Source organism: Micromonospora sp. CPCC 205561 (assembly GCF_036906775.1).
Taxonomy (GTDB): domain Bacteria; phylum Actinomycetota; class Actinomycetes; order Mycobacteriales; family Micromonosporaceae; genus Micromonospora.
On sequence record NZ_JBAKHV010000004.1, the window covers coordinates 45,854 to 71,385 of the forward strand.

Annotated in this window: 19 protein-coding genes, 1 tRNA gene and 3 pseudogenes; 12 read left to right on the plus strand and 11 right to left on the minus strand. The window is 68.5% G+C overall.

The genetic code is table 11. The features are described 5' to 3' along the window. Positions 1-131 precede the first annotated feature (131 nt). A complete protein-coding gene (locus tag V6V16_RS27860; RefSeq protein WP_442934031.1) occupies positions 132-3,383 on the minus strand; it encodes a tetratricopeptide repeat protein in 3,252 nt (1,083 codons plus the stop codon). A 223-nt stretch (positions 3,384-3,606) separates the two neighbouring features. Here V6V16_RS27860 and V6V16_RS04590 point away from each other — a divergent pair. From V6V16_RS04590 to V6V16_RS04600, 3 genes and pseudogenes are all read left to right on the plus strand, one after another. Then, positions 3,607-3,693 (plus strand) — tRNA-Leu (locus V6V16_RS04590). A gap of 715 nt (positions 3,694-4,408) precedes the next feature. Further along, positions 4,409-4,798, plus strand: a complete 390-nt coding sequence (locus V6V16_RS04595; RefSeq protein WP_334559700.1) for a hypothetical protein — start codon at positions 4,409-4,411, stop codon at positions 4,796-4,798. Between the two features lie 588 nt (positions 4,799-5,386). Continuing rightward, positions 5,387-6,481 (plus strand): annotated as a pseudogene (locus V6V16_RS04600) (IS3 family transposase); the annotation flags it as partial. A 63-nt stretch (positions 6,482-6,544) separates the two neighbouring features. Here the strand turns inward: V6V16_RS04600 and galE are convergent. Genes galE through V6V16_RS04615 form a run of 3 tightly spaced genes read right to left on the minus strand, consistent with a single transcriptional unit; the run spans position 6,545 to position 9,758 of the window. Further along, a complete protein-coding gene (gene galE / locus V6V16_RS04605; RefSeq protein WP_334559701.1) occupies positions 6,545-7,537 on the minus strand; it encodes a UDP-glucose 4-epimerase GalE in 993 nt (330 codons plus the stop codon). A gap of 17 nt (positions 7,538-7,554) precedes the next feature. Beyond that, entirely contained in the window at positions 7,555-8,664 is a 1,110-nt protein-coding gene (locus V6V16_RS04610; RefSeq protein ID WP_334559702.1) for a polysaccharide pyruvyl transferase family protein, read from the minus strand. Beyond that, positions 8,661-9,758, minus strand: a complete 1,098-nt coding sequence (locus tag V6V16_RS04615) for a glycosyltransferase family 4 protein (RefSeq protein ID WP_334559703.1) — start codon at positions 9,756-9,758, stop codon at positions 8,661-8,663. The genes V6V16_RS04610 and V6V16_RS04615 overlap by 4 nt, the downstream gene beginning before the upstream one ends. 413 nt (positions 9,759-10,171) lie before the next feature. Between V6V16_RS04615 and V6V16_RS04620 the strand changes: the two genes are divergently transcribed. The 6 genes and pseudogenes from V6V16_RS04620 to V6V16_RS04645 all read left to right on the plus strand — a co-directional run. Then, positions 10,172-11,641, plus strand: coding sequence for a carbamoyltransferase family protein (locus V6V16_RS04620; RefSeq protein WP_334559704.1), 1,470 nt, complete (start codon positions 10,172-10,174; stop codon positions 11,639-11,641). A gap of 7 nt (positions 11,642-11,648) precedes the next feature. Continuing rightward, the gene (locus tag V6V16_RS04625) at positions 11,649-12,347 is read left to right on the plus strand and encodes a DUF6071 family protein (RefSeq protein ID WP_334559705.1); all 699 of its coding nucleotides are present in this window, start codon (positions 11,649-11,651) and stop codon (positions 12,345-12,347) included. Next, complete coding sequence (locus V6V16_RS04630) at positions 12,332-13,219, plus strand: glycosyltransferase (protein ID WP_334559706.1); 888 nt, start codon at positions 12,332-12,334, stop codon at positions 13,217-13,219. The genes V6V16_RS04625 and V6V16_RS04630 overlap by 16 nt, the downstream gene beginning before the upstream one ends. Positions 13,220-13,773: 554 nt before the next feature. Further along, positions 13,774-13,980 (plus strand): hypothetical protein, encoded by a 207-nt coding sequence (locus V6V16_RS04635; protein ID WP_334559707.1) that lies wholly within the window; start codon positions 13,774-13,776, stop codon positions 13,978-13,980. 400 nt (positions 13,981-14,380) lie between these two features. Next, entirely contained in the window at positions 14,381-14,932 is a 552-nt protein-coding gene (locus tag V6V16_RS04640) for an RBBP9/YdeN family alpha/beta hydrolase (RefSeq protein ID WP_334559708.1), read from the plus strand. 573 nt (positions 14,933-15,505) lie between these two features. Then, positions 15,506-15,664 (plus strand): annotated as a pseudogene (locus V6V16_RS04645) (aminotransferase class I/II-fold pyridoxal phosphate-dependent enzyme); the annotation flags it as partial. Here V6V16_RS04645 and V6V16_RS04650 read toward each other — a convergent pair. From V6V16_RS04650 to V6V16_RS04670, 5 genes and pseudogenes are all read right to left on the minus strand, one after another. Next, positions 15,623-15,857, minus strand: a pseudogene (locus tag V6V16_RS04650) (NF041680 family putative transposase); the annotation flags it as partial. The pseudogenes V6V16_RS04645 and V6V16_RS04650 overlap by 42 nt on opposite strands. 294 nt (positions 15,858-16,151) lie before the next feature. Continuing rightward, positions 16,152-16,643, minus strand: a complete 492-nt coding sequence (locus V6V16_RS04655; RefSeq protein ID WP_334559849.1) for a GrpB family protein — start codon at positions 16,641-16,643, stop codon at positions 16,152-16,154. A gap of 392 nt (positions 16,644-17,035) precedes the next feature. Continuing rightward, on the minus strand, positions 17,036-17,695 hold the full coding sequence (locus tag V6V16_RS04660; protein ID WP_334559709.1) for an MSMEG_1061 family FMN-dependent PPOX-type flavoprotein: 660 nt from the start codon (positions 17,693-17,695) through the stop codon (positions 17,036-17,038). Between the two features lie 902 nt (positions 17,696-18,597). Beyond that, the gene (locus tag V6V16_RS04665) at positions 18,598-18,810 is read right to left on the minus strand and encodes a hypothetical protein (protein WP_334559710.1); all 213 of its coding nucleotides are present in this window, start codon (positions 18,808-18,810) and stop codon (positions 18,598-18,600) included. A gap of 105 nt (positions 18,811-18,915) precedes the next feature. Further along, positions 18,916-19,377, minus strand: a complete 462-nt coding sequence (locus V6V16_RS04670; RefSeq protein WP_334559711.1) for a hypothetical protein — start codon at positions 19,375-19,377, stop codon at positions 18,916-18,918. Between the two features lie 506 nt (positions 19,378-19,883). Here V6V16_RS04670 and V6V16_RS04675 point away from each other — a divergent pair. Genes V6V16_RS04675 through V6V16_RS04685 form a run of 3 tightly spaced genes read left to right on the plus strand, consistent with a single transcriptional unit; the run spans position 19,884 to position 22,146 of the window. Further along, the gene (locus V6V16_RS04675) at positions 19,884-20,279 is read left to right on the plus strand and encodes a GntR family transcriptional regulator (protein ID WP_046568276.1); all 396 of its coding nucleotides are present in this window, start codon (positions 19,884-19,886) and stop codon (positions 20,277-20,279) included. Further along, complete coding sequence (locus tag V6V16_RS04680) at positions 20,276-21,175, plus strand: ABC transporter ATP-binding protein (RefSeq protein ID WP_334559712.1); 900 nt, start codon at positions 20,276-20,278, stop codon at positions 21,173-21,175. The genes V6V16_RS04675 and V6V16_RS04680 overlap by 4 nt, the downstream gene beginning before the upstream one ends. Further along, complete coding sequence (locus tag V6V16_RS04685; RefSeq protein ID WP_334559713.1) at positions 21,172-22,146, plus strand: ABC transporter permease subunit; 975 nt, start codon at positions 21,172-21,174, stop codon at positions 22,144-22,146. Before V6V16_RS04680 ends, V6V16_RS04685 begins: the two co-directional genes overlap by 4 nt. A 460-nt stretch (positions 22,147-22,606) precedes the next feature. Here the strand turns inward: V6V16_RS04685 and V6V16_RS04690 are convergent, their stop codons facing one another. After that, positions 22,607-23,101 (minus strand): hypothetical protein, encoded by a 495-nt coding sequence (locus V6V16_RS04690; RefSeq protein ID WP_334559714.1) that lies wholly within the window; start codon positions 23,099-23,101, stop codon positions 22,607-22,609. A 586-nt stretch (positions 23,102-23,687) separates the two neighbouring features. Further along, complete coding sequence (locus V6V16_RS04695) at positions 23,688-25,061, minus strand: ricin-type beta-trefoil lectin domain protein (RefSeq protein WP_334559715.1); 1,374 nt, start codon at positions 25,059-25,061, stop codon at positions 23,688-23,690. Positions 25,062-25,532: the final 471 nt, after the last annotated feature.

Consider the following 25,532-nt stretch of genomic DNA (forward strand, 5'->3'; position numbering starts at 1 on the left):
CCTGGGCAGGTGGTGCGCCGTGTCCGGCGACCCTCCCCGAGCCGGGTGCCATCATATGGCCCGGCCGGGGGCCTGGGAACCCGCACCGTCCCCCTGTGGACACCCAGCGTGTGCGCCGCCGGCGTGCGCCGTCAGCTCGACGGGGTGCCGCCCCCGCGTTCGGTGCACACCTGCCCGGAGGTGGCGAACGAGTCCGTCGAGTAGACCGCCAGCACCGTGAAGCAGTAGTCCACCCGCGAGTTCAGCCCGTTCACCCGGTAGCTGGTCCGACCCGGGTCCACCGTGGCCATCACCCCCAACGTCTGCCCGGCCCGGCCGCCGGCCACCATGAACGGCACCCCGCCACTGGTCGGGTCCGTCCAGTTCAGGGTGACGGCCGCCGAGTCGTCCTTGAGCGTCAGGCCGCCCGGCGGCGGACCGGTGGTGACCCCCGCCGACGGCGGTGAGGTGGGCCCGGCCGGGGCGGCCGCGCCCCGGTTGAGCACCAGCACGCCCACGCCGACGAGCGCCACGACGGCCAGGACCGCGACGAGCACCGCGACGAGCACCGCCGTCCGGTTCCGGCCGCCCCCGTCGGGCTCCGCCACCGCGGGGTACGCCGGGGGCGGCGGCACGACCGGCGGGGGCGGGAGGGGCGACGCCGGGTGGGCGGAACCGCCCGAGCCCGATCCGGCCCGGTACGGCTGCGCCCGCATCGGGAACGTCTCGTCGATGTCGAGGTACGCGGGCGGCTCGTCGTCCTCCCGCCGACGCGGCTCCTCCGGCGGTGGCTCCGCCCGCTGCGCCGCCGCCCGCTCCAGCTCCTCCTCGACGTCCAGGTCGTCGGCCCCCTCGTCGGCCGTCGGCGAGGTCAGCGCCTGCGGGGGAGCCGTACTGCTCCACGGCGGCGCCGTCATGCCCCACGGCGGTACGGGCGGCGCGCTCACCGGCGGCGGCACCGCCGGCGGGGCGTCCATCGACTGCGGGCGCTGCGGCGGCGCGGCGAACTGCCGCGGCAGACCGGGTGGCGCGCTCACCGGCGGGGGGATGACCGGCGGCGGCGGGAGCACCGGGGGGGACGGAACGACCGGATACGGAGGCGCCGGTGGGGAACTGACGGCTCGCGGCGGCGCGCTGACGGGCCCCGGCGGGGCGCTGACCGGCGGGCTCGGGATCGGGTGGGCCGGCGGCGCGCTGACCGGCGTCGGGACGGTTGGTGGGGCGCTGACCGGCGCGGAGTGCCGTCCTGCCGGTGCGGCGTGCGGGTCGCCCGCGGAAGGGGTCAGGGGCGGCGTTTCCGGTAGCGGTCGCGGCTGGCCTTCCGCCGCGCCCGACCCGGCCGCCCCGCCGGCGGCGCGGGCGATCTCCTCGGCGAGCAGCGGCTCGATCTGCTTGACCTGGATGGTCGGCTTGGCCCACCCGGGCGCCGGTGCGCCCGCCCCCGCCGACGTGTCCGGCGCGGACGCCCGTGGCGTCTCGACGGGAGGCACCGGCGGCTCGGCGGCGGGCCCGGTCGCCCCGGGGGTCCCCGCCGTCGGCGCGGCGACCGGCCCGGCGGTCGACGGTGCCTCGGCTGCGGGCGACCCCGTCTCCGACGGAGGCCTGCCGGTCGACGACGGGCTGGCGGTCGACGCGGCCACGGTCGACGCCGCGGACGGCTGGGCGGTCGCCGCGGTCGCGGGTGACGCCCCGGAGGGCGGCCCGGCGGTCGGGGGCGCGTCGGCTGCGGGCAGCGTCGCCGACGACCCGGTGGCCGAGGGCGTCGCGGCGGCCCGTGGCGTCCTTCCCGGCGGCCCGCCGGGTGAGCACGTCTCGTCGGCGGTCCGTTGCCGTGGCGGAGCGGCGGAGCCCGGCCGGGGCCCGCCGCCCCCCGACTGCGCGGTCGGCTCCGTTCGGCCCGGGATCGCGGGTGCCGGCGCGGGGGCGGCCAGGGGTTCCGGAGCGGCGACCGGACCGGCGGTCGTCGCCGCGTGCCGCGGGGGCGGCGGGGCGGGCGGTGCCACGCTCGCCCCGCCGGGCGGAGCGGACACCGCGGCCTCCGCCGCCGGGGGCGGCGTCCGCATGTCCGGGACGGCCGGTGGCATGCCCGCAACGGCCGGCGGCGTCGCCGGCGGAGCGGGGCGCGGCGGCACGGGCGTGGCCGTACCCCGCGTGGTGGCCGGTGGCGACGGCACGGGCGGAGGCGCCCAGGGCGACCGCGACGACGCCGGCCCCGCCGCCGTCCCCGGGCGTTGCGACGGGACGACGGGGGGCGCCGGCACGACCGGGGGCGCCGGCACGGGCACCCGCGCCTGGGCGTCGGTCGAGGATGGCGGCACCACCGGAGGCGGCGGCACCGTGGCGCGGCCCGGCCCCGGTGGCACGGGCGCGCGGGCGGGCACGGTGGCAGCGCCACGGGCCGACCCCGGTGGCGCGGGCGCGATCGGTGGCGGCGGGATCGTCGGGTGCGCCGGCGGGGTCCGCTGCGGCGGAGTGGCGTACGGGGCCGCCGGCCCGGGCCCGGCGGCCTGTGACGTGGGGGACGGCCCGGCCTGCGGCAGGGGCGGCGCCTGCGGTGGGGCCGGTGGCGCCCAGCCGTGCTGTGGCGGGGCGGGCACCACCGGCGGAGGCGGGATCTGGGCGGACCGGGACGGGGCCGGGTACGGCGGCGCGGGCGGCATCTGCGGCGGGTGGGCGGCCGGCTGCTGCGGGTACGGGGGCGGCAAAGGGTCCGGCGGCGGGGGCACGGCGGCGGCACGGCCGGGCGGCCCCGGAACGGGCGGGTGCGGCTGGCCCGGCGCATGCTGCGGGGGTGCCGGCGGGGCGCCGGTGAGGTGCGGCGGCGTCGGCGGCGTGGTCGGTCGTTGCGGGACGCGGGCGACGGCGGCCGGCTCGTGCGGCCGCCAGGTGGTGGAGAGCACCGCCAGCGACATGGTCGGCTCGGAGAGCGCCGACGTGTCGGGCCGCACGGCCGGCGGGGCGGGCTGGGGGGCGGGAGCGGCGTCGCCGAGATACTGCCGGGCGGTGCGTACGGCCGGGTGGTCGGCGCCGAGCACGGCGGGCCCGAGGCTGGCGACGCGCGTGTAGTTGCGACGCGCCTCGTGCCGGTTGCCCAGCTCGTCCGCCACCGCGGCCAGCTCGAAGGAGAGCGCCAGCATCAGGGGATCGGCGTGCGGCCAGAGGCGTTCGCCGGCCGCGAAAGCCTCCTCCAGCACCCGACGCGCGACCCCCGGCTCGTCCGCCTCCCGGTGCAGGCGGGCCAGCAGGTGCGCGGTGCTCAGCACATCCGGGTGATCCTTGCCGTACGGCGGCCGGGCCGCGTCCACGGCGTCGGAGAGCAGTCGACGGGCGGAGTTGAGATCGCCCGCGGCGCGCAGGGCGAGGGCCCGGTGCTGCACGGCGGCCAGGGGAGAGGGATGGGACACGTGGTCATGCTGCCGCGTGAGGGGCGCCGGACGCTACCCAGGCCCGCCGGTTGGCCACGGCCGACGCCGGTGACGAGGGCCTTCCGGCCTGCGCCGACCCGGCAGCCGGTTGCTGATGTGCATGATCCATCCGGGACGTGTACAGTAACTCCCCGTGCGGCCCACCAGGGCGGCCGGCGGGTGATCTGACCGCCCCGGCCGACAGGGTAGGCTGGACGGGCAGGTCCGGGTGGCGGAATGGCAGACGCGCTAGCTTGAGGTGCTAGTGCCCGTATAGGGCGTGGGGGTTCAAGTCCCCCCTCGGACACCAAATTACAGCATCCATGCTGTGTTTCGCGTACTGTGGTTAAGCACGCTTGATCACGCGAATCTCAGCGCAGCTACCCCCCGATCGACCCTGTCTCGATCGGGGACGATTGTCGTGGGCTGATAATTCCGTGGCTCCTGTCTTCCCTCCCGTGCGGCTGTCGGACCGGGAGCAGGGCCAGCGTCGGCCACGTGGTGGAGTTGCTCGCCGCCCGTCGTTGCCCATGCCGGCCCTGTCGACGTCACGCGCTGGCACGATGGTGTACGGCCTGGCTGCCATCGACAACAGCGGCAGGATCGCCGACCGCACGGTCATCCGGGCCCTCGGATGGGGCCGGGCACGCGATTGCACATCCGCGAGGACTCCAGAATCATCCTCGCCCGGCTGGACCGGCAGGGTGTCTTCACCGTCACCGGCCAGGGCCACCCCCACCTCCACCTACCCGCGGCCGTCCGGCACTGGTGCGGGCTCACCGCCGGCGACCGGGTGCTGCTGGCCGCAAACCCCGCTGACGGCCTGGGACCGCACCCCGGGCACCGAACCCCGGGCGGGTCGTCGGGAGCAGCGCTGATGGGATGGGGGAAATCTCGATGACAGGCAATTTCAGGGGCAACACAGAATATTCCAAGCTCGGACGGGTCACGTCAGGTACTTGACTGCTCAATGATCTCGCTGTTAACTTTCCTATCGACCGATTTCTCTGGGAGAAGAGGCAACTGTGCGACTGAAATCCCTCGCTCTCGCCCTGTCCGCTGCGGGCCTGCTGGCCGCCGTCCCCGCCGCGCCGGCCTCGGCTGGCGGGCCGTGGCCGGACGAGGAACCGTGGCCGCCGGGCAACTGCCAGCAGGGCACCTTCTGCGCCTGGCCCAGCTGGGCTCCGGTGAACACCGGCCCCACGGAGACCCCGTCCCTGGTGACCACCGGTCCGTGGACCGGCAACGCCCCGACGAAGACCTTTTACAATTACACGACCGCGAACGTCGAACTGGAATACCACCACACGTGGCAAAACGAATCGACGGTGATCACGCACTGTGCTGCCCCGCGCGGCAATATTTTCTACCTTCAGGTGATCGTGACCAAGGTGAATTGGCACGGTTCCTGCTGACGCGCCGTCAGGCAGCCTTGAATGGTTGGTCAAGGTGGCGCAACCCGGCTCCGGCTCCGGCTGCGATGTCATCCCGGGGTCTGTTTCGTTGGTTACGCCTGCGGACGCGGGGGTCGACCGATGGTCCGGTTGAGTCGGGCCGCGCGGTCGTCACGCCCGTCCGGTCGGGGTTGCGGGTCCGGTAGCCCGACTCCCAGGCCGTGGCGGCCGATGGCGCAAACGACCGTCCGGGCGGCGCGACCACGGCTGTGGTCGACATATTTCGATCTCAAGTCTGTCGTCCTTCGGGTACGCATCAGCCTCTCGACCCCGTCTGGAAAAGGCATGATCAGCACCCGACGCTGGCTCGGCACCGCCGCGGCGCTCCTGCTCGATGCCACCCTCACCGGCGCCGTACCGAGCGTCGTCCACGGCGCCGGCCGACGGTGTCGCCGTCGCCGTGCGGCACAAGCTGATCGAGCAGGCCGAGGTCGCGGTGGACCGGAAAGTCCGCACCGCCGGTGTGGAAGACACACCCGGGTGACCGTCACCCGCCGGGACGGCCAGGCCTGGGCCTTCGGCCCCGCCGTTTTGCCGGCGCCACCGCAGCCGATGATGGTGATGCGGTTCAACTTCGGGGTGCACCCGATGACCTTGTTCAAGTGGCTGCGTCAAGCCGACATCGACGCCGGCGCCACCCCCGGGACGACCGGCACCGAGTCGGCCGAGCTGCGGGAGGCGCGCAAGCGGATCAGGTTGTTGGAGCAGGAGAACGAGGTCCTGCGCCGGGCCGCTGCCTACTTGTCGCAGGCGCATCTGCCGGGAAAAGGCTCTACCCGCTCGTGAGCGAGCTGGCCGCCGACGGGATCCCCGTGGCGGTGACGTGCCGGGTGTTGAACATCGCTCGCCAGCCCTACTACCGGTGGGCTGAGCCGACCAGTCACCATCACCGACCTGGTGGCGGCGTATCGGGCCAACGCGTTGTTCGACGCCCACCGTGACGATCCGGAGTTCGGCTACCGGTTCCTGGTCGACGAGGCCCGCGACGCCGGGCAGCCGATGGCCGACCGTACCGCGTGGCGGATCTGCTCCGGGAACGGCTGGTGGAGCGCGTTCGGTAAGAAGCGTCGCGGCAAGGGCGGCAAGGTAGGCCCACCCGTGCACGACGACCTGGTCCAGCGGGACTTCACCGCCGATGGCCCGAACCGGCTGTGGCTGGCCGACATCACCGAGCACCACACCGCCGAGGGCAAGCTCTACCTGTGCGCGATCAAGGACGTCTGGTCCCACCGGATAGTCGGCTACTCCATCGACTCGCGGATGAAGTCTCGCTTGGCCGTCGCGGCGCTTGACAACGCCGCCGCCAGACGCGGTGACCTGGCCGGCTGCATCCTGCACACCGACCGCGGATCCCAATTTCGGTCCAGGAAGTTCGTCCGGGCCCTCAACCGCCACCACATGGCCGGATCGATGGGTCGCGTCGGCGCCGCCGGAGACAACGCCGCCATGGAGTCCTTCTTCGGCCTCCTGCAGAACAACGTCCTGAACCGGCGATCGTGGGCCACTCGCCAGCAACTACGGATCGCGATCGTGACCTGGATCGAACGGACCTACCACCGCCGCCGACGCCAGCGGTCGCTGTCCCGGTTGACCCCCGTTGAATTCGATACCATCATGCACCCACCGGCCAGTCAGGCCGCGTGACTACACCTGTCACCTGCCGGTGCAGCAGACCCGGTGACGCGGCACGCGACCAGGAGTGATCGCTCATTCCAGCCCGCCTCGGTGGTATCCCTTGGTGCCGAGGCGGGCGAGATAGAACTGCCAGGCGTCTCGGACGATGCCGTACAGCTCGGTGTGGCTGGGCATCCAGCCTAGCTCTCGGCGGGCCCGTTCGTTGGAGACGATCGTCGCTACCGCGTCGCCATCCCGACGCTGGCCATCCGAGACCGGCACTGTCCGTCCAGTCACGACGCGGACTGCCTCGATAATTTCGGCGTTGCTGTACCCATCACCGCTGCCCAGATTGTAGATCGCATGCCGGCGCGGTTCGGCGGCCTGCAGGGCGAGCAGGTGGGCACTAGCCAGATCGTCGACGTGGATGTAGTCGCGTACACAGGTCCCGTCCCGGGTCGGGTAGTCAGTGCCGTGGATGATCAGCCTACGCCGCTGCCCTCCGGCGACCTGCAATAGCATCGGGATCAAATGACTTTCCGGTAGGTGTCGCTCTCCGAGGCCACCGACCGCCCCGGCTGCGTTCGCATAGCGCAGGCTCACGGCCGCGAGTCCGAATGCCTTGGCCTCGGCCGCTAGGAGCATGTCCACCATCAGTTTGCTGGCGGCGTAGGGACTTGCGGGCTGGACAACGTTGTCCTCCGTGAGCGGCGCCGGGCCAGCGTCGGCGTAGATGGAGCAGGTCGAGGAGACGATAAGACGGGGTGTCCCGGCAGCTCGCACCGCTGACAGCAACGCGAGCGAGCCGGCTACGTTCGTGTTCCAGTACAAGTCGGGGCGGGCAACGGACTCCGCCACCTGGGCTTTGGCGGCGAGATGCAGGACGCCGTCAAAGCCGGCCCCGGGAGTGAGCACGCGGTCCACCTTGTGAATCGATAACTGGTGGAACTCAACGTCGCTTGGGACGTTATCCCGGTAGCCGGTCGAGAGGTCATCGACGACGACAACCTCATGCCCCCTCGCGGCAAGCCGCTGTGTTACGACGCTGCCGATATAGCCTGCACCGCCCGTCACAAGCACCTTCAAGACCCCTCCCTTCGCTGTTAGCGCGACAGGACTGTCGTCAAATAATTTCTGGATCGGGCCCGCTCTTGATCGAGCAGGGAGTGCACTCGGTCGTATTTAATTGCTGGGGCGGCCGGATCGACAACAGTATCGGGGGTGACAAGGCGAGGCGCGAGGCCGACGATGCTAAGTAGATCGCCTGTCCTCCCGCCGTACTGCGGTGGGGCGATTGAGTAGAATTGCTTGCTGAAGATCAACGAAAAGGCTGTGCCGTGGAAGGAACTGGTTACGACGAAGCCAGCATTGGCGAACAGTGCCAGGAATTCGGCCGGCGACGTGAAGTGAAAGGTGCGGTCGACGCCCACAATATGCCGTCGATAGCCGCCAAAAGTTACCTGGTAGACTGGAGCGTTGCGTGCGTCGGCTACGGTTCGGGCAATGTCCGCCGCAGCGGTCATCCGGTCCTGCTCCACGGAGTAGACGAGGACGTAGTCGTCAGTGGCGGTATGTGAGCTTGCCACTGTTGTCCATTGCTCTTGAGACAAGAGCAGGGTCGGATCGAGAACTCTTGTCCCACCCAGACCTAGCTTACGTAGAATACGCAGCCCAGCCTGCTCTCGAACCGCCACCGCATCGTATCTTTTCAAAAGCGCGCAAGTGGCCTCATGCTCATCGGAGGGCAATTCGTCGAGGCCAAAGCTCGCTGCGTAGGACACCCGCCGCGCTGACGGTGGCGCAAACGCAAGGTAGAAGGCGTGCTCGACTCCTTCGTTGTACACGCTGTTCCAGACCTGGTCACTACCGGTCAAGTAGACGTCGGCGAGGGGTGGCTTGGCGGTCAGCTCGTGGACGCTCCGGTACCGTCGGCGGGACAGCGGGGTCGTGGCCTGCAGGAACGCGCGAAATCTCCGGCCGGCGATCATGGCTTCAATGCTGCGATCAACTAGGTGCCAGGCGCGGGTGATGCTGCTGCCCGAGTGATCGGCGAGGCGACGCTTGGCCATCTGCCAGCCGCTGTGGGTCGGCCTATGGTAATCCACCAGCTCGACGTCATGTCCGAGATCCTGTAGCACGCGACAAAGGGCGTAGGCCTGTAGGGCTGAGCCGAAGTTTAGGGGTGTGTGGAGCGTGACGACCGCCACCCTCATCGCTGGCCCTCACCCCGTGCAAAAGCCGCACGCTGCCAACCGTCTAACAACATCTTCGCTGCTTCGTCCCAGGTCGGAAGACCGCGGATCAGATCCACCGCCCGGCGGGACAATTGATTCCGACGGGCCGGATCATGGAGGAGCCGTACGACGGCATCCGCAATCTCCTGGTGACCGTCAGCCAGCACGACGGCCGAGTCAACCCCGTCAGGAAGGCCGCGTATCGCGGGATCGGTGCAGACGATGGGGCACCCGGCATGCATGGCCTCGATCACCTTGACCTTGACTCCTGACCCGGTCTGGATCGGACAGACGAACACGTCGGCGTCCGCCAGCGCTGGCAACACTGAGTCGACCTCACCGACAATGTCAATCCTTTCGGCAGCGGCAGCGGCAGCGGCGAGATCAGGGGGCAGATCAGCGCCGACGAGGGCGAGCCGGGCGTTGGGAACGACCTGACTGATCTTTGGCCAAATCCTGGTTATGAGCTCGGATGCCCCGTGTCTGGTGGGCGCCCAGCTGTAGTTGCCGACGAACACTACGCGAGACCCCACCCCCGTGTGGGTCTTAAATTCCGCACCTGTCAGGTGGTCGAACCCGTTCGGCATGAGAGCGACCTCGACATCAGGGGCGTCGCGCAAGACGACGGCGGCATCCTGAGCCGAGACACAGGCGACGAGCGTGGCAACGGACCAGACCTCATGTTCCAGTGCTCGGCTCGCCTGCCAGCTGGCACCGCGCCGCTGCCCTGCCGCCTCGTGCTCACGATCCAGGAGGTACTCGATATTTTCCTCGACTACTAGGAGTGGCACTCTGCGATCTGGTGGAAGATGCCCGGCTAGGAAATAGCCCTCCACGTGAATCAGGTCAACTTCGGTGTCGCGCAGGTGCTGCCTGAGCCGCTCGTCGAAAGCCGCAGAACGATAGCCCCACACGCGTTCCGGGACGTCGTCGGGTGGTCGTTCTGGCGGTGTCGGCACGCTCTCAAACAACCACAGGTTGGCGCAATGGGGCAGCGTGAGCTGGGCGTGGGCGAAGTCCCGGTCGTATCGGTTGGTTAGAACGAAGAGTTCGACGTCTACGGCGTCGGCCACCAGGGACAGCAGTCGAGCCTCTCGGAGCTGGCCCCCGCTGTAAGGGGGAAAAGGCAATTGGTTTGTTATGTAGACAATCCTCATGCGGCCTAGCAGGCCCTGCCCCGCGAAGGAGCTGCTCCTCGCCACCAGCCTGGGGCTCCTTCCTTCCGGTCCGCCTTGAGCAGCAGTCTCGCCTTGCCCGGATCTGATGTACACGTCGGTTCGATGTCAACATGCCGACACTTCCATCGCTTCCCGCGTGACGTATGTTGCTGCCAGTGTCCCCCCTACGGGAAGGTCGGGAGGCCCCTTTGGTCAGACTAATCTCGCGGCTCGCTGCGGTTTGGCGACGTCGTCGTCGCAATCGCAAACTGCGGCGTCATGACCCCTTCTTGTACAAGTGATGTGCCGTTGTTGGGTGGTGGATAGAGATGCGCTACTGGGGCCTGTCCGCGCTATCGCACGACGCATCGCTTGCGGTTGTCGAGAACGACCAAGTCGTATTTGCAGCACATTCGGAGCGCTATTCGCGCATAAAGAACGACCCTTTTCTTGCTGAGGCGTTGATCGCTGAGGCCCTGACCTACGGACCACCCGACGCCATTGCATGGTACGAGCGGCCCCTGCTCAAAAGGGTTCGGCATATCCGGGCGGGTCAGTGGGCGGAGGCACGGTCGCGAGCTGACCTACCTCGGCAGTATCTTCGCGCGCTGCGGCTCCCGTTTCCAATACCTGAGATTCACTACGCCAGCCACCATCAAAGTCATGCTGCCGGAAGTTTCGCTACGAGCAATTTCGATGAAGCTGCGGTCATCGTCGCTGATGCTATCGGCGAGTTCCGTACATTTACCGTCGGTTATTTCCGGCAACGTGGCCCATACGCAATATTGCACCGGCGCTCCTACCCGGATAGCCTGGGCCTGCTGTACAGTGCGTTCACCCGCAGATGTGGTTACCGTCCTAACGAGGACGAATACATCGTTATGGGCATGGCTGCCTATGGTCAGCCGCGGTACGTCGACGCCATCTACGAGGACTTTGTTGAGGTGAGGTCGCCGTCGTTTCGGCTCAAGATTAATCCGCACCGCGGTATCGGAAACTGGATGCCGGATGCGAGCGCCGAGGATCTCGCGGCGAGCATCCAGAACGTTGTCGAGAATCTAATGGTGAACGCCGCCACTTGGGCCCGGCACCGCACCGGGTCGCGGAACCTCGTGCTCTCCGGTGGTATCGCGCTGAACTGTGTGGCCAACGCAAAGGTCGCACGGGAGGCGGGCTTTGACAATGTTTGGATTTTCCCCAACCCTGGCGATGCCGGCTCGAGCGTCGGGGCCGTAGCAGCGGTTACGGGTGCTCGATTGCGATGGCCTGGGCCGTACCTCGGGACCCCGCTCGCCGGAGAGTATCCGGTGGAGGCGCTTGTCAAGGAGTTAACGGCCGGAGGCGCCGTTGGCGTCGCCAATGGTCGGGCGGAGTTCGGGCCCCGTGCGCTCGGCAACCGCTCATTGCTTGCGGATCCACGGCCACTCAACATGAAGGATCAGGTCAATCGAATAAAGGGCCGCGAACCCTTCCGTCCGTTTGCCCCGGTGGTGCGGGTGGAGCGGGCCCATGAGCTGTTCGACATGCCCGTGCCCACGTCGCCATTCATGCAGTTCACGGCGACCTGTCGGAGGCCCGCCGAGTATGCCGCTATTGTGCACCGGGACGGTACGAGCCGGGTCCAAACCGTGGACCGGGCTGCGCATCCCGGGCTGTACGCGTTGCTCGAGGCGTGGGAGGAGCAGACCGGATGTCCGCTGCTGCTCAATACGAGCCTCAACTCCCGGGGCGAGCCGTTGCTGAACTCGGCGGAAGATGTTGCGGCCTTCACTGCTCGTACCGGGCTTCAGGTCTACTAGGGGCCACATGATTCGACTACTGGTTACCAACGGTTGCAGCTGCACGCGGGGCGAAGAGCTGTCCGACCCGGTCACCCAGGCCTGGCCGGTCGTGCTTGGGAAACTCCTCGGCATCCCACACGTCAATCTTGCCCAAGACGGTTCCTCGAACCGGCGCATCGTCCGCAGCACAGTCGCCAGGGTCGATGGCACCCGTCGGAAGTTCTCCGCGCGACCCGACGAAGTGCTCGTGTTGCTTGCGTGGACTCAAAGCTCCCGGCACGAGTACTACTCGCCGGGGGAGCGCCCGGAGGCGCGGGGTGGCCCCGCCGACCATCCAGGCGACCGCAACTGGCAACGAATTGGCCCGTGGCGGCAAGATGCCGGCCACCGGGCGTCCCGCGCCTTCTACGACCATCTCTGGTCTGACGAAGGCCAACTGACCAATCTGTTCCTCGACTGGGTCCTGCTCGATCGGTTTCTCAGTTACGAAGGGTATCTAGCCCGCTACGCGTTCGCGTTCCCAGTTGCGCCGGAAGTCCCCGAGCCCGCGCTGCAGTACCTGCGTCAGCTGCAAGGCGAAACAGTCTGGGGTGGGTTACCGCCCACACATGGCAGGTCCTTCCTTGAGATGCCTGAGGGGATGGCGCGAGGACCCGGCGGGCATCCGTTGGCCGAGGGACACGAATGGTTCGCCGCGTCGCTGGCCAAGTGGTTGACATCGTGACCGGCGCGCCGACGGCATCGGTGGTCATTCCAGCGCGCAACGCCGTTGCGGTACTCGAGGGACAGTTGGCGGCGCTCCGAAAGCAGGAGTTCGACGGGCGCTTCGAGGTTATTGTGGCGGACAATGGCTCCACCGATGACACTGCAGCGGTCGCTGTCGGGTGGGCAGACCGCATTCCCGGTCTTCAAGTGGTGGACGCCAGCGCGCGGCCAGGCATCAGCCATGCCCGCAACACCGGTGTGGCGGCGGCCGGCGGCGAGTACGTGCTGTTCTGTGACGCGGACGATGAGGCCTCCCCGGGGTGGGTACAGGCCATGGTTGATGGACTAAAGCAGGCCGACGTCGTCGGCGGGCGCCTGGACTTAGACACCCTGAACCCGCCGCGGGTGCGGGCATGGCGGGTTGACCCGGCGCTCGACCGCCTTCCCACCACGATGGATTTCCTGCCGTACGCGATCGGTGCCAACATCGGGGTGCGAACGGCCGTGTATCGAGCCCTAGGCGGTTTCAATGAGGCCTACCGAGGCAGCCACGACGACGTGGAGTTCTGCTGGCGGGCACAGTTGGCGTCGTACCGGCTCGGGTACGTGCCGCAGGCCGTGATCCGCTACCGGTTACGGGGCGACTTGCGGCGCCTCGCCGCTCAACGCTACGGATACGGTTTGTCGTATGCGCAGCTGTTTAGGCAGTACCAGGACTTGGAGATTACGTCAGGAGGTGTCGGCACCGAGCTGAGGATCTGGGTCGGCCTCCTGCTGCAGATACCACAGATGGTGACCTGTACCGGACGGGGGCGCTGGATCTACCAGGCGTCATGGAACGCTGGCCGTTTGCGGGGCAGTTTGAGACATCGCACCCTCTGCCCCCGGTAACCCCTGTGGCTGCCGCACATCGGCTTGCCTTCGCCGGCGGTTGTGCCGTCGGTTTGCACTGTAGCCTGGGTTTCCCGTAACTGATCATCCGAACCGACGGCTATGGACATGCCCCCTCGGCCATCGCTGCGCCCGACTCGTATTTCCACAGTGCCCGCTGGCTGCTATAGCATTACGTCATGAGCACCCATGCTGAGCATGGGTGCCGTAAATTTGTGGTCGAATCCCCCCTCGGACACAAATTTGCGGCATCCATGCCGTCTCTTACGTACTGGTGGTCAGGGCTCTTTGACCACGTGAATCTGATCTTCGCGGCCAACCTCGCTGACCCTCTGGCGGTCGACGGTGGTGGTCGCTGTGGCTGAGCCCTCTCTGACTTCTGTCGTTCCCGCGGTTCTCCTGCCGGACCGTGGTCGAAGTCTTCTGCCGGACCGTGGTCGAAGCAACCCTCGTGACTCCCACGCGCCTCTGCGTCGGGCTCCGTTGCCGATGCCATCGGTCGCGCGGCAGCGGTCCGAGGCGAACTGCCTGCGGGATCTTGGTGGGACTGGGACGTGCAGAACTTCGACGGCTCCCAGCTTCGGTTGGCCGCGGGATATGACCTGACCTACCACCACAGCCTGGAGATGGTCTTCACCGACGTCGCATACCTGGCCTGCCCGACCCAGTTCCAGAATGATCGGTTCCGGGAACCTGACCTCGACGAGCGCGCACTGGTGCGTCGGCACGTCGGTGACGAACCACCTGATCGTTGCCTTTGACGTCGACGCACCGGCAGGGACTGATCTTTTGACCTGCCTCGTCGCAGCAGGACCGGTTGAGGTGATACCCGGCCTGATCTACCGCTACTGGCGCGACAACCTCGCTGCTGGAGAACGACTGGCTCCGTACGTACGGCCGCCGAAGCCATCGTAGGGTCCGGACCTCACGGAACCGCGGGCTGTTACTGGCAGCGACGTCCAGCCCGCCGACATTGACGCCCGGCCCGGTGGAGAGTGCGCACGATCGGCGGCAAAGCGTGCATCTGATCTTCCACATCGTTCGCAGAATGGTCGTCGTGTGCTCAGCGTGCTTACATTCTTCTTAACGCTCCGGCCGTCGACTCAACCACCACCTTTGGCGCCCTGCGAGTCCGGGGATCGTCGCGCTACCCTCCCCAGCATGACGCGTTACCTTGTCGTGCCCGGTCGAGGAGTTCCGTTTCCCGACCACTGGTCGCGCAGTTGGGTGAGGGACTACCCGAAGTACCAGTGGGCCCCCGAACCGCCCGGGCCACCGTACGTCGCCGCCGAACGGGTCGCCGCGCTGCACGGTGCCATAAGCACCGACGGTGAGCCGGCGATCCTCGTGGCGCACAGTGCGGGATGCCTGACCGTCGCCGTCTGGGCCAGCCAGCACGTGGGTCCCGTCCGTGCCGCCCTGCTGGTCACGCCACCGTACCTGGATCCGGACTGGACTCCCGACCCTCACGAGACCGTCGATGTCTTCATCGACCACGTGCCACGCGAGCCGCTGCCCTTCCGCTCGATCCTGGTCGCCAGTCACAACGATCCATTTGCCACGTTCGAGCAATTCGAAGCGTACGCGCGAGACTGGGGCTCGGAACTGTTCGACGCGGGCGCGGTCGGGCACCTGGACTCCAAGACCGGGTTCGGCGCGTGGCCCGACGGCGAGCGACTGGTCCGATCATTGGCCCAGCCCATACAGCCATAACACCGCTGACGCAACTGCGAGCGTGGGCCCGTAGTCCGAACACCGTCACCGACTGCACGACGTGCGCTCATCGGCATGAGCGCGCACCGTGTCGGGTCGTGAAGGTGCGTCCGGCTGAGAGGGCTCGCGCGCAAAGACTGGTCCCCAACGCCTGGCTCGCGACCCGTCAAGATGGGCTGAACTTCATCCGAGTGGGATAGCGCCGACAAGGCGCATCCCCTGATGGGCATCGGTTTGTGTCGATCCTCGTACACGAACCAAACCCCGACGGCGCAGCATCGGCTGCGGTGATTATCTGGGTGCCAGTTTGCAGTTCTTCCCGGACGACGATCATGAAATCATTGTCGTGAACGCCCCGGACGCGTTATTTCGACACGAACTGTGATGGTTCTTCGTGTTTTACGTGATCCCTGTCCCGTTGGGCGGGGATTTTTGCTGTCGTGGCGAGGAAAATCCCCGGAGGGGCGAGCGGGTGGACCGCGGTCTCGGCTTCGAGGGTGCAGGTGTGGTGGTCGCATACGATGATCATGTCGTTGGTCCACAGGTAGGTGGCGACCTTCTCCGCATTCTGGCTACGAGCACCTCAACGTCGAGGCGGTACGCCGGCACCTGACCGAGATCCGGGCCACGGACACCCGCAACGGCATTCTGGTGGTCACCGACGGGCTCTTCTTGGTGGACGCGGAATGGCCGGACCTCGTCACCCTGCAACGTGCCCGCCGGAATCACGAGAAACGCGCCGTGACCGCGCGGCGTGCTCACCCACTAGCGACAACTCCACCAACGACCGCACCGGCCCATCGACGCACAAAATCACGTCGGCCAGCACGAACAACGCGTCCGCCCGTGCGGTCAAGCAGCCGTAGAACTCCCGCCGGAACCTGCCCAGCTCCCCGACGCCTCCAACCGGATAAGGATCATGCATACTGATTACCGAGGCGGCCCTTGGCTATTGATGTCTTCCCTCGACAAGAAGAATGATCAACCAAGGGCTGTCCTCATGATCAGTCGGGGTCACCGACCAACCGCCGCAGGTTAAAGATCAAGTTAAGAAGGCGTTTCACACACGACGAGCAGATCCCGTGGCGCGCGTGCCCCGAGCACCGGTCGCAGCGCCCGGGGCAACGGCGGGCGGCACCTGCTGTGGGCAGATTCGGCCCGGGAACTGGTTTTCGCCTCCTATTGGGCCGAGGATCCACTCGGCCTCATCCGTCGGGTGTCAGAGACCGTCCCGGTCTCCGGGTGTAGCTGACGGTCGGAGCTTGCGTCTTGTCGCGCGCGCCGAGGACCTCGTTGACGAAGTCGCCTTGTTGCGCGCGTAGGCCATGAGGTCAGCGCCGTGAGCGTGCGTGAGATCGCGCTTGAGGCGCTCGTACCGGGACCGGTAATCCGCCCGGCACCGCAGCGCATCGCGGAACGCGACTTGTCGCCGCCACAGCAGGCAGGTCGGCTCGGTGAGATGGAGCTGGTTCGTGCGCTCCCCCCAGTTGGCGGCCTCCGGCTTGAAGAAGTAGTGCGCTTCCTCCGGACGGTGCACGCCGTTGCGGTAGCCGAGAGCGGTCACCGCCTCGATGGCGGCTACTGCCCCTGACATACTCCGCACCGGCGCCATCATGTCGATGATCGGCTTTGCTGCCAGGCCGGGAACCGATGTAGAGCCGATGTGCTCGACTGGCCCGACCAGCCATTGCGTCAGAGCGGTTTCGAGGATGGCCCGCTCCTACTCGAACAGCACAGCCCATTGCGGGTCGTACGGGCTGAGGGTAACCGGCGTGCCCTCCACGAGAACTGCCGTTCAGTATGAAGTACGGGTCGGGCGATTTCTCTCATCGTCAACCCATCGACCCGGATCAGGTTGCCGCGCCGGAGGGACGTCAGCCTTTCAACCTCTGTAGCCGAGACCCACGGTGAGGGTGCCACCGAGGACCGCCTTGCCAGCGATGCCGACCATCTGCTGGCCGTCACGAAGCTCTGCCAGCTTCTTCGGGAGTTCCTCAGACGGCAAGGTACGAGCGGGTGCTGGCCCCACCGGCTGATCCGGCAGGGGTGATTCGGTGAGTTTGGCCGCACCCGCGGTGCTCGGCACAAGCCCTGTGCGACCCGTCACTCGTACCGGTACTTCAGCGAGTCCGCCTCCGCCTGCTCGATGTCAGCGATCGTCAGCTCCGGCATCCGCAGCTGGGCCAGCGTCACCTCGGCCGAGGTCGGCTGGGCGTCCGCCGGCAGCCACTGCTCCGGCTTCCAGGCCCCGGCGCGTAGGAGCGACTTGGGGCAGTGCGGGTAGACCTCCTCGATCCCCACCACCAGCGCACTGGCCGGCGGCTTGCCCACGGCGGTCAGCTGAGACAGCAGTTCGGGGCGCGTGGAGACACAGGCCCGGCCGTTCATCCGGAGCGTCGTGGTGCGCCCGGGGATGATGAACAGCAGCCCGGCCCGTCCGGTCGCGACGACGTTCTGCAGGGTGTCCAGACGCTTATTGCCAGTGGCGTCCGGTATGGCCACCGTCCGTGCGTCCAGGACGGCGACGAACCCGGCGGGGCCTCCGCGCGGGGAGACGTCACAGTTGCCCTCGGCGTCCACGCTGGCGACCAGGACCAGAGACGAGCAGCCGATCAACCGCCGGGTCTGCTCGGTGAGTTCGGTCATCTGCTTCCGCACGGCCGCGTCGCTGGGGAGTTCGTAGGCACGGCGCAGCGCCTCCTGGTCGCGGACGGCGTCGAGGCGCAGCGAGTCGAAGGCGCTGGCGGCAGCGGCTGGCGTCATGCCGCCGACCCTAATGGGCATACGTGGCTGACGATAGCCACATCGACTGGCGCATCGACCTCACCAACTCCGGCCTGCCGTCACGGTGCGGGGCGACCGCCGGCACCTAAGAAAGGTGAGGCGAGCGCATAAGCGTTCAAATTGAGTGACGATCACGGCGGGCGCCGGTGGACGAGCATGCACGGCGGGACCGTCCTGGCGGGTGAACGGGAGAAACGACAGCTACGTGGCGCCGGCAGGCGCCCGAATCGTGCTGGAGGTCGATGGTCAGACGCACTACGCAAGCGAGCGCGAGGCCGCAGATGGCCAACGGCGCTGGCTCCCGGATGGCAACGAGTAGCGCGTCCCGTGGCGGCCAGCCGTGACCTCACCCTTGCCGGCTACGAGGTCTATCGGTTCGGCACGAACGAACTCCACGACGAGGGCCAGGCGCGCCCTCTGGTCGCGGCCTTCTTCAACGGTCTTTCCGCAGGCACAACATCGCTTCACCGAGGTGAACGACGCAGGGCCGGCACGCCCGGCACGCGGCAAGTGGTGCGTGCGTGCGCACCTACGTGCGTGCGTCTCGCCGCGCCTGCTGCCGCCGGTCAGGGAAGCCCTTACCCGATCGGCTCAGGCTGGGGTAGTCGGGATGGCCGGTCCAAGGTTCTCCGAGACGGGTGCGCTGTGCGCTACTTCCCGGCGGAAGGTCGAGGACGTCGATCAAGGTCGGATCTTCGTCCACGGCGTGGTGAAGGGACGGACGGCCGTCGCGGGTCGCTCGGGAGCGTGCCAGAGCACCCCACGTGCGTGGGGAGGACGCGATGCTGGAGCCGGGCTGCGGATCCGGCAACGCCGGCCAGCACCCTGCCCTCCCCACACGCGCGAGGGGGTGCTCGGACGTGCGGCCCGGCCGATTGGGGTCACTTCACGTCGTGGCCACAAGAGAAGCAGACGGCGGCAGTGCGGGGGTACATGTCGGTGAGCTGCCGCACCGCCTCCGGGTCGACTGCGGTGTCGCGGATGTGGCGGATGCGTCCAGCTTCGGTCATGTCGTCAGAAGGACCGGTGGCCCGTTCGGCGGGGGCGATGTTCCGGTGGAAGTAGTGGGCGGCGCGGGCGGTGATGTCGATCATCGGGCTACCTCCGGGCCGTGCTTGGGCCAGCCGCGCATGACGGGCGGGTGGTCATCGGGGTGCCTCCGGCGCGGGGTCGAGTTGGGGCCATGAGGGCTTCCACCGCTAGTTGTCGAACCAGAACACGATGCGCACGTCCTCCGGGGCACCCAGCTTCGCCAGCAGGTCGAGCCGACCGAAGTACCAGTCGTGGAGGAACTCGCGAACCGTCTTCATCTGCGGCTCACCCTCACCACGCTGATCAGCGAACGACTGATCATAGTCGAACGCCAGCAGTTCAGCGAGGGTCAGCCACGTGTGGCTGTGCCCGTCAACGTTCCAGTCGTCGCTCTTGGCGTGAACCTCGGCGGACACGTCGGCGGGCAGGCCGCGCGGCTCGGCGATGACCGGCGACTCGGAGTAGTTCCGGACGTCGGCGAGGAACCCGAACAGGCCGTAGTCGCGGGCGCCGTCAAACGGGCACTGCTTTTCTTTGGGGAACTCGTTGTCGGGGAAGGTGTTGTCTCCGGCATAGGCCCAGGTGCCGTTGGTGCGGGTTTCGACGTACGCGTGGATGTCGCATCCCATGGGTGGCTCCTTCGAGGTGTTGGGCTAGGCCGTGTTCAGAACCGGAGGAGCGTACTGGCCACGATGACCGAACCCACGACGGCTGACCGGTACTACTCCGAGCCAACAACCTGCACAGGCTCGCTCCAGCCCGGCCTCGGCCGCGGCGCGTACCGGGCGCTTCACGACGGCGGCCTGTCCTTGGTCACCGGGGCCACGGTCAACAACTACGTCTTCCCGGCGGGGAGCACCCCCTGGGCCGGCAACAGAGCAAGTGCCATCCCGCCACGCCCCTGAGGACGGCCATTCCGGTGCCCCAGCCGCGGTCCACGCGGCCAGCCGCCTCATCGCGTACATCGCCGGTCCGTTGTCACTGTCGCCGCCGCGCCCCGACCGCGCGGGTACCCGCCGGCGGCCGGGGCAGGCGTGCGCCCGGATCCGGTGCCGCGGTCGTGCGGGCGCGTCGGCTCTCTTGACCGCCAACTCGCTCCTTTACTATCGTACTAGTAAAGCAGCAAGGAGCTACCGTGTTCGTCTTCCGGCTCGACACCCACTCCGGCGTGCCGCCGTACCTGCAACTCGTCCAGCAGGTCCGCCAGGCGGTGCTGCTGGGCTTCCTCCAACCAGGTGACCGCCTCCCGCTCATCCGTGAGGTGGTCGAGGACCTGGCGATCAATCCGAACACCGTCGCCAAGGCGTACCGGCAGATGGAGCAGGAGAACCTGGTCACCGGCCGACCCGGCCAGGGCACGTTCGTCAATGAACAGCAGTCGGCCGCGATGTCGGCGTCGACGTACACGTCGCTGCGCCGCGGCCTGGCGACCTGGCTGCGCCGCGCCTACGCGGCCGGCCTCGACGAGCAGGCGGTCGACGCGCTCTTTACTTCCGTCCACCAGCAGACGAGGAATGAGGACGTGGCGTGACAGCGACCGAGTTCGCGCTGCGCACCGACGGTGTGGGCAAGCGGTACCGGAAGGGCTGGGCGCTGCGCGACTGCACCCTGGCCCTGCCGGCGGGCGGCGTGATCGCCCTGGTCGGGCCGAACGGCGCGGGCAAGACCACGCTGCTGCGCCTGGTCGTCGGGTTGCTGGCACCGAGCACCGGCACGGTGGAGGTCCTCGGCCACGACGTCACCGCCAGCACCCCGCAAACTCTGTCCCGGGTCGGGTTCCTGGCCCAGGACCACCCGCTGTACAAGCGCTTCACCGTCGCCGAGATGCTCCGCTTCGGCCGGGCCTGCAACCTGCGGTTCGACCAGGGACTGGCCGAGCGCCGGCTGGCGAAGCTGGGCATCCCGCTCGACCGCAGGGCCGGTACGCTCTCCGGCGGGCAGCAGGCCCAGGTCGCGTTGGCTCTGGCCCTGGCGAAGCGGCCGGACCTGCTCGTCCTCGACGAGCCGGTGGCCAGCCTCGACCCGCTGGCCCGGCACGAGTTCCTGCAGGTCCTCATGGGCGCGGTGGCCGAGGACGGGGTGACCGTCCTGTTCTCCTCCCACGTCGTGCACGAGCTGGAGCGCGTCTGCGACCACCTGGTCGTGCTCAACCACGGCCGGGTCACGCTCACCGGTGACATCGACACCCTCCTCGCCGAGCACCGGCTGCTCGTCGGCCCGCGCACCGCCACCGACCTCGACCGGGCCGGCACCGTCGTGGAGGCCGTCCACAGCGACCGGCACACGACCCTGCTGGTACGCGACGGCGCGATCCCGGCCGCGCCCGGGTGGCAGGCCCAGCCGGTCGCGCTGGAGGACCTGGTGCTGGCGTACCTGCGGCGGCCGTCCGGGCCGAGCGCCGCGGTCACGTCGGGGGTGGCGGCATGACGTGGTTGATCTGGCGCCAGCACCGGACCGAGGTCTGCGTCCTGGGTCTGCTTGTCGGCATGTTCGGCGTTGCCCTGCTCGTGCTCGGGACGCAGGCCCACGACCTGTTCCCCGGCGGTCCCGCCCGGTGTGCGGGAGAGGCCGGCAACGAGGCCTGCGCGGCCTCCTTCCGCCGGCTCGACGAGGAGTACGGGTACGTCGAGAACCTCCTGGCGGTCTTCTATCTGGTCCCCGTCGTCATCGGTGCGTTCCTCGGTGCGCCGCTGCTCGCCCGCGAACTGGAGGACGGCACCTGGCAGCTCGCCTGGACGCAGGCCGTGCCGCGGATGCGCTGGCTGGCGGCCAAGCTCGCGGCACTGGCCGGCGTCACGGTCGCGCTCACCGGGATGTTCACCGCGGTGCTCACCTGGTTCCGTCAGCCGTTCGACGCGTGGGAAGGGCGGTTCCAGTACGACGCCTTCGACGTGGAGGGACTTGTTCCGATGGCGTACGCGCTGTTCGCGTTCGGCGTCGCCACCGCCGCAGGGGCGATCCTGCGGCGCAGCCTGCCCGCGTTCGGCGTCGCGTTCGGGGCGTTCCTCGCCGCCCGGATGCCGGTGGCGCTGCTGGCCCGTCCCGCGTACGCCACGCCGCTCACCACCATGGAGCCGGTCCCCGTCGGCGGCTCGAAGGACCAGGCGGGGCACCATCCCGCGCCCAGCTCCGCTGACTGGCTGATCGAACACGGCTACGCGGACGCCACCGGGCGCAGGCTGGGCTCGACCGAGTACTACGAGCTGGAGGGCGCCGCCGACCGGGCCGGCACCAACCTCAACCAGTTCCTGCACGCGCGGGGCATCCAGCAGTTCGGGGTCTACCACCCGGCCGACCGGTTCTGGACGTTCCAGCTCATCGAGGCGGCCCTGTTCGTCGCCGTCGCTGCGGTCCTGATCGGTGTGGTGGTGTGGCGGGTACGGCGCCGCATGATCTAGTGCCCTGACCACAGACGTTCACGGTGGTCGACACGCTGTTCGGCCTGTCGGCCGGGCGGCGTGTCGACGTGCGCGCTGTGTGGGTGGCAGAGCTGGGCTTCCCCTGGGTGTGGACACCGGGTTGTGCTGCGATCGGTAGCAGCGGAGTGGGGTCGAGGGTTCGTCCGTACTCGGCGGGGCTGCGGTAGCCGAGGGGGAGTGGCGACGGCGGTGGTGGTGGAAGGCGATCCAGCGGAGGATGTCGCGTCGGGCGTCGGCCTCGCTGTTCCCGCGCCAGCCGCACTGCGTCCAACGGCGAGAGGGGGCGGCAGGTGCCCGAGTTGAGGCGGGTGCGGAATGCAGGGGCGGAAACGCGCCAGCGGGCGGAGGGCGTCGAAACGGACACACCGGGACCGTGGACGCTGACGCCAGCACGGTCGACGAGTTGCCGACCTCATCCATGTTCGGCTGTCGGCGACCCTCAGCGCACCGCCTCGAACGTGGTCGTCCACGTGGTGTGGAACGTCATGCCCTGGCAACGGATGTCGGTGTCGGGCTTGAGCTTCACGGCGTCGGTCAGCTTGAACGGGAAGTTCGCCTCGCTGACGGCGAGCGTCGGGAAGATGGGGTCGGCGCCGAGCGTGGAGAGCTCGATCTGGCCCTGGCAGTAGGCCGTGTCCGCGCTGTCGACGACGGTGTCGACAACAACCTTGCCGGGCACGACGGATACCAGTTTGGCCTTCACGTTCGCATTTGGGTTCGTGAGGGTCAGGGTGACGTACGCGGTTTCGCCGGGCAGCAGGGTGCCGGTCTGCGAGCCGGTGACGGTAACGGCGGAGAAGGACTCGGCCGACCCCGCAACCGGATCCGTGGTGCTCTCCTGGACGAATGCGGCGATCGCGAAGCCGCCGACGGCCGACACTGCACCGACCGCGACCATGGGCAGCGCAGTTCTGATCATCGAGGTGAAACGCATGACATTCTCCTGACGTCGGGTCGGAATGACGCGGGGCCCCCGCGAGGTGAGTGAGGCGTGTGGCCGGTCATCGGTCGGAGTTCCGGCCGCGACCACCAGCGTCACGGCCGCGATGAGCCGAACAGCGCGTAGGCCGACGCTGCTCTCAGCGTGCGCCGGCCGAGGATCTCCGCTGTTGCAGGACCGGCATCGAGGCTCAGCTCGCCTCCTGACTCGGGGGCGATCTGCGGCGGTACCAGGTGCATCCGGATGCAGTCCCCCGGGAGACGCCCCGATCCAGAACTTGACGAATGCTGCGAACCGGGATCGCGTGTGGAGGCGGTCGGGCACCCAGGGCTGGCCGGGTTCGACTTGACGGTGTGCCATGCGCCGGTGAGCCGCTCGGCACGCCAGCCCTGTCGCACGAACGCGAGCAGGGTGGGGGCACGACGCCGCGCAGCTCGTCGCCCGACCACGCGAACTCGCACGGCTGCTCGGCCAGGGACATACGGATGCGGTGGTCGCTCCGGGGTCGAGGCCGAGCCTCCGCGTACAGGAGGAAGGCCCGCACCGAGCCGGCGCGGGCCTTCCTCCTGCTGTCATCCGGTCAGAGCTTGCCCCAGATCTGGTTGGCGGTGCCGGCGCAGTCCCACAGTTGTAGCGCGGCGCCGTTGCTACCGACCCAGTCCCTGATGTCCACGCATCGGCCGGAGGAGACGTTCACCAGGGTCCGGGCGGAGGTGAGGGTGAACCGCTGCACCGGGTTGGTGTTGCAGGCGGTCAGCTGGATCGGCGTGCCGTTGGCGAGGGCGCCACCGGCCGGGTCCATGCACTTGCCCATCGCCCGCAGCGTGCCGTCACCGTGGAACGCCCAACTCTGCGCGGCGCTACCGTTGCAGTCGAACATCTGGAGGCGGGCTCCGTCGACCGGGTTGCCGCCCGGGATGTCGATGCAGCGACCGCTGAAGTTGGACTGCAGCATCGTCGCGCCGGGCGTGGCCGGCGGGGTCGTCGGCGGGTTGGTGCCCGGCGGTACGCCGGGGTCGCAGTCGTTGGTGGTGACGACGCTGTCGGCGTGCACGGTGCCTCCGGACCGGTACGCGTTGATCGCCGCAGCCGCCTGAGTGGGGCTCAGCACCTGCTTCTTGGCGTGGTACACGTAGTCGACCGACTGGACCCAGGTGCTGGTGCCGGCCGCCGTGTGCCCCGTCAGGTCGATGAACCACTGGTTGAAGTCGAGCGACATGTTCTGCCGCGGGTAGACCTTGCCTGAGTGGTCACCGACCAGCGCGCCGTCGATGTAGTACTTCACGTGACCACCGGAGACCGTCGCCATGACGTCGTGCCAGCCGTTGATGCTGCCGGCCTGCTTGCTGTGCTGGTTGTCGGCGTACCACGGATCGGCCACGTAGGTGTACCAGCTGGTCTGGTAGTTGATCGGGCCCGGCTCGCCCCAGCCGCCGTTGGGCAGGTACTCGGAGAAGTCCAGCTCGGAGTACATCGGGTCACGCGGAGCGGCAAGCGGGGAGATGGCGTAGAAGGTCTGGTTCACGTGGTCGCCGTCCGGGCCGCTGACCGGGGCGTCGGCGAACTTTATCCGGGCGAGGTAGGTGCCCTCGAAGAAGCGGCGGTTGCTCTGCGAGAACTCGGCGTGCGTCGTACCGCCCGCGGTGCCGTCGGTGACCGCTCGCAGCTGGGCGGCCTTCTGCCCGTCGACGGTCGGGAACGACACGTTGTCAGCGAGCCAGCGCGCACCACTCACGCCCGGGCCGCCGGGACTGCTCCGGATGCGCCAGCCCCGCTGGCCGAGGGCCGCGTCCGTACGGGATGAGTAGTTGAAGTCATCGAAGAGCACGCCGCAGCCGACCGCGGCGCTGCTGCTCGGCGCGGCGACGATACCGATGCCGGTGAGGGCTGCGACGGTTGCGGCGAGGGTCGCACCAATGGCGATCTTGCGGGTTGGCGTTGGCGTAAGCCCCATGGGGGGTGGGCTCCTTCGCATGAGAGATGCCGGCCGGCCTGGAGGGCCTGCCAGGACTGGGGCGGACGATGATCTCAGCACCGGACTGGCCAGCCGTGTGGCAATCGGTCGTCTGGATACCCTCGTCCATACCAATGACTTACGTCAATGCCGCACGTGCGGGCTTCCGGCCCTCCAGCCCGGGCCGTCGTCCGGTCAGCGACCGGCAATGCCAGCCCGGTGTTGTCTCGGTCGGTCGCAGTCGAACGGTTCCCGTCCAGGATCACGTACCACCAGCCGTCGCCCGCGGCCGAAACGTCGGCATTGGCGGTTGGTGAACGACTGCTATCCCGGACGGCGGTCGGCCGCCGATCATTGCCCGGAGATAGATATGAGTCACTCTCACCTCCGGGTGTAACGCCCGGGCGCGGAGGGCGAGATGTCGGCACGGCCGCCGGGCGTACCGAAGGCCCGACTCCGCGTCCCCGGAGG

Bases quoted from the DNA above. Each gene is read 5' to 3' on its own strand.
- V6V16_RS04610 (WP_334559702.1), bottom strand. From the start codon at position 8,664: ATGAGGGTGGCGGTCGTCACGCTCCACACACCCCTAAACTTCGGCTCA.
- V6V16_RS04620 (WP_334559704.1), top strand. From the start codon at position 10,172: ATGCGCTACTGGGGCCTGTCCGCGCTATCGCACGACGCATCGCTTGCG.
- V6V16_RS04625 (WP_334559705.1), top strand. From the start codon at position 11,649: ATGATTCGACTACTGGTTACCAACGGTTGCAGCTGCACGCGGGGCGAA.
- V6V16_RS04640 (WP_334559708.1), top strand. From the start codon at position 14,381: ATGACGCGTTACCTTGTCGTGCCCGGTCGAGGAGTTCCGTTTCCCGAC.
- V6V16_RS04660 (WP_334559709.1), bottom strand. From the start codon at position 17,695: ATGACGCCAGCCGCTGCCGCCAGCGCCTTCGACTCGCTGCGCCTCGAC.
- V6V16_RS04665 (WP_334559710.1), bottom strand. From the start codon at position 18,810: ATGATCGACATCACCGCCCGCGCCGCCCACTACTTCCACCGGAACATC.
- V6V16_RS04670 (WP_334559711.1), bottom strand. From the start codon at position 19,377: ATGGGATGCGACATCCACGCGTACGTCGAAACCCGCACCAACGGCACC.
- V6V16_RS04685 (WP_334559713.1), top strand. From the start codon at position 21,172: ATGACGTGGTTGATCTGGCGCCAGCACCGGACCGAGGTCTGCGTCCTG.
- V6V16_RS04690 (WP_334559714.1), bottom strand. From the start codon at position 23,101: ATGCGTTTCACCTCGATGATCAGAACTGCGCTGCCCATGGTCGCGGTC.
- V6V16_RS04695 (WP_334559715.1), bottom strand. From the start codon at position 25,061: ATGGGGCTTACGCCAACGCCAACCCGCAAGATCGCCATTGGTGCGACC.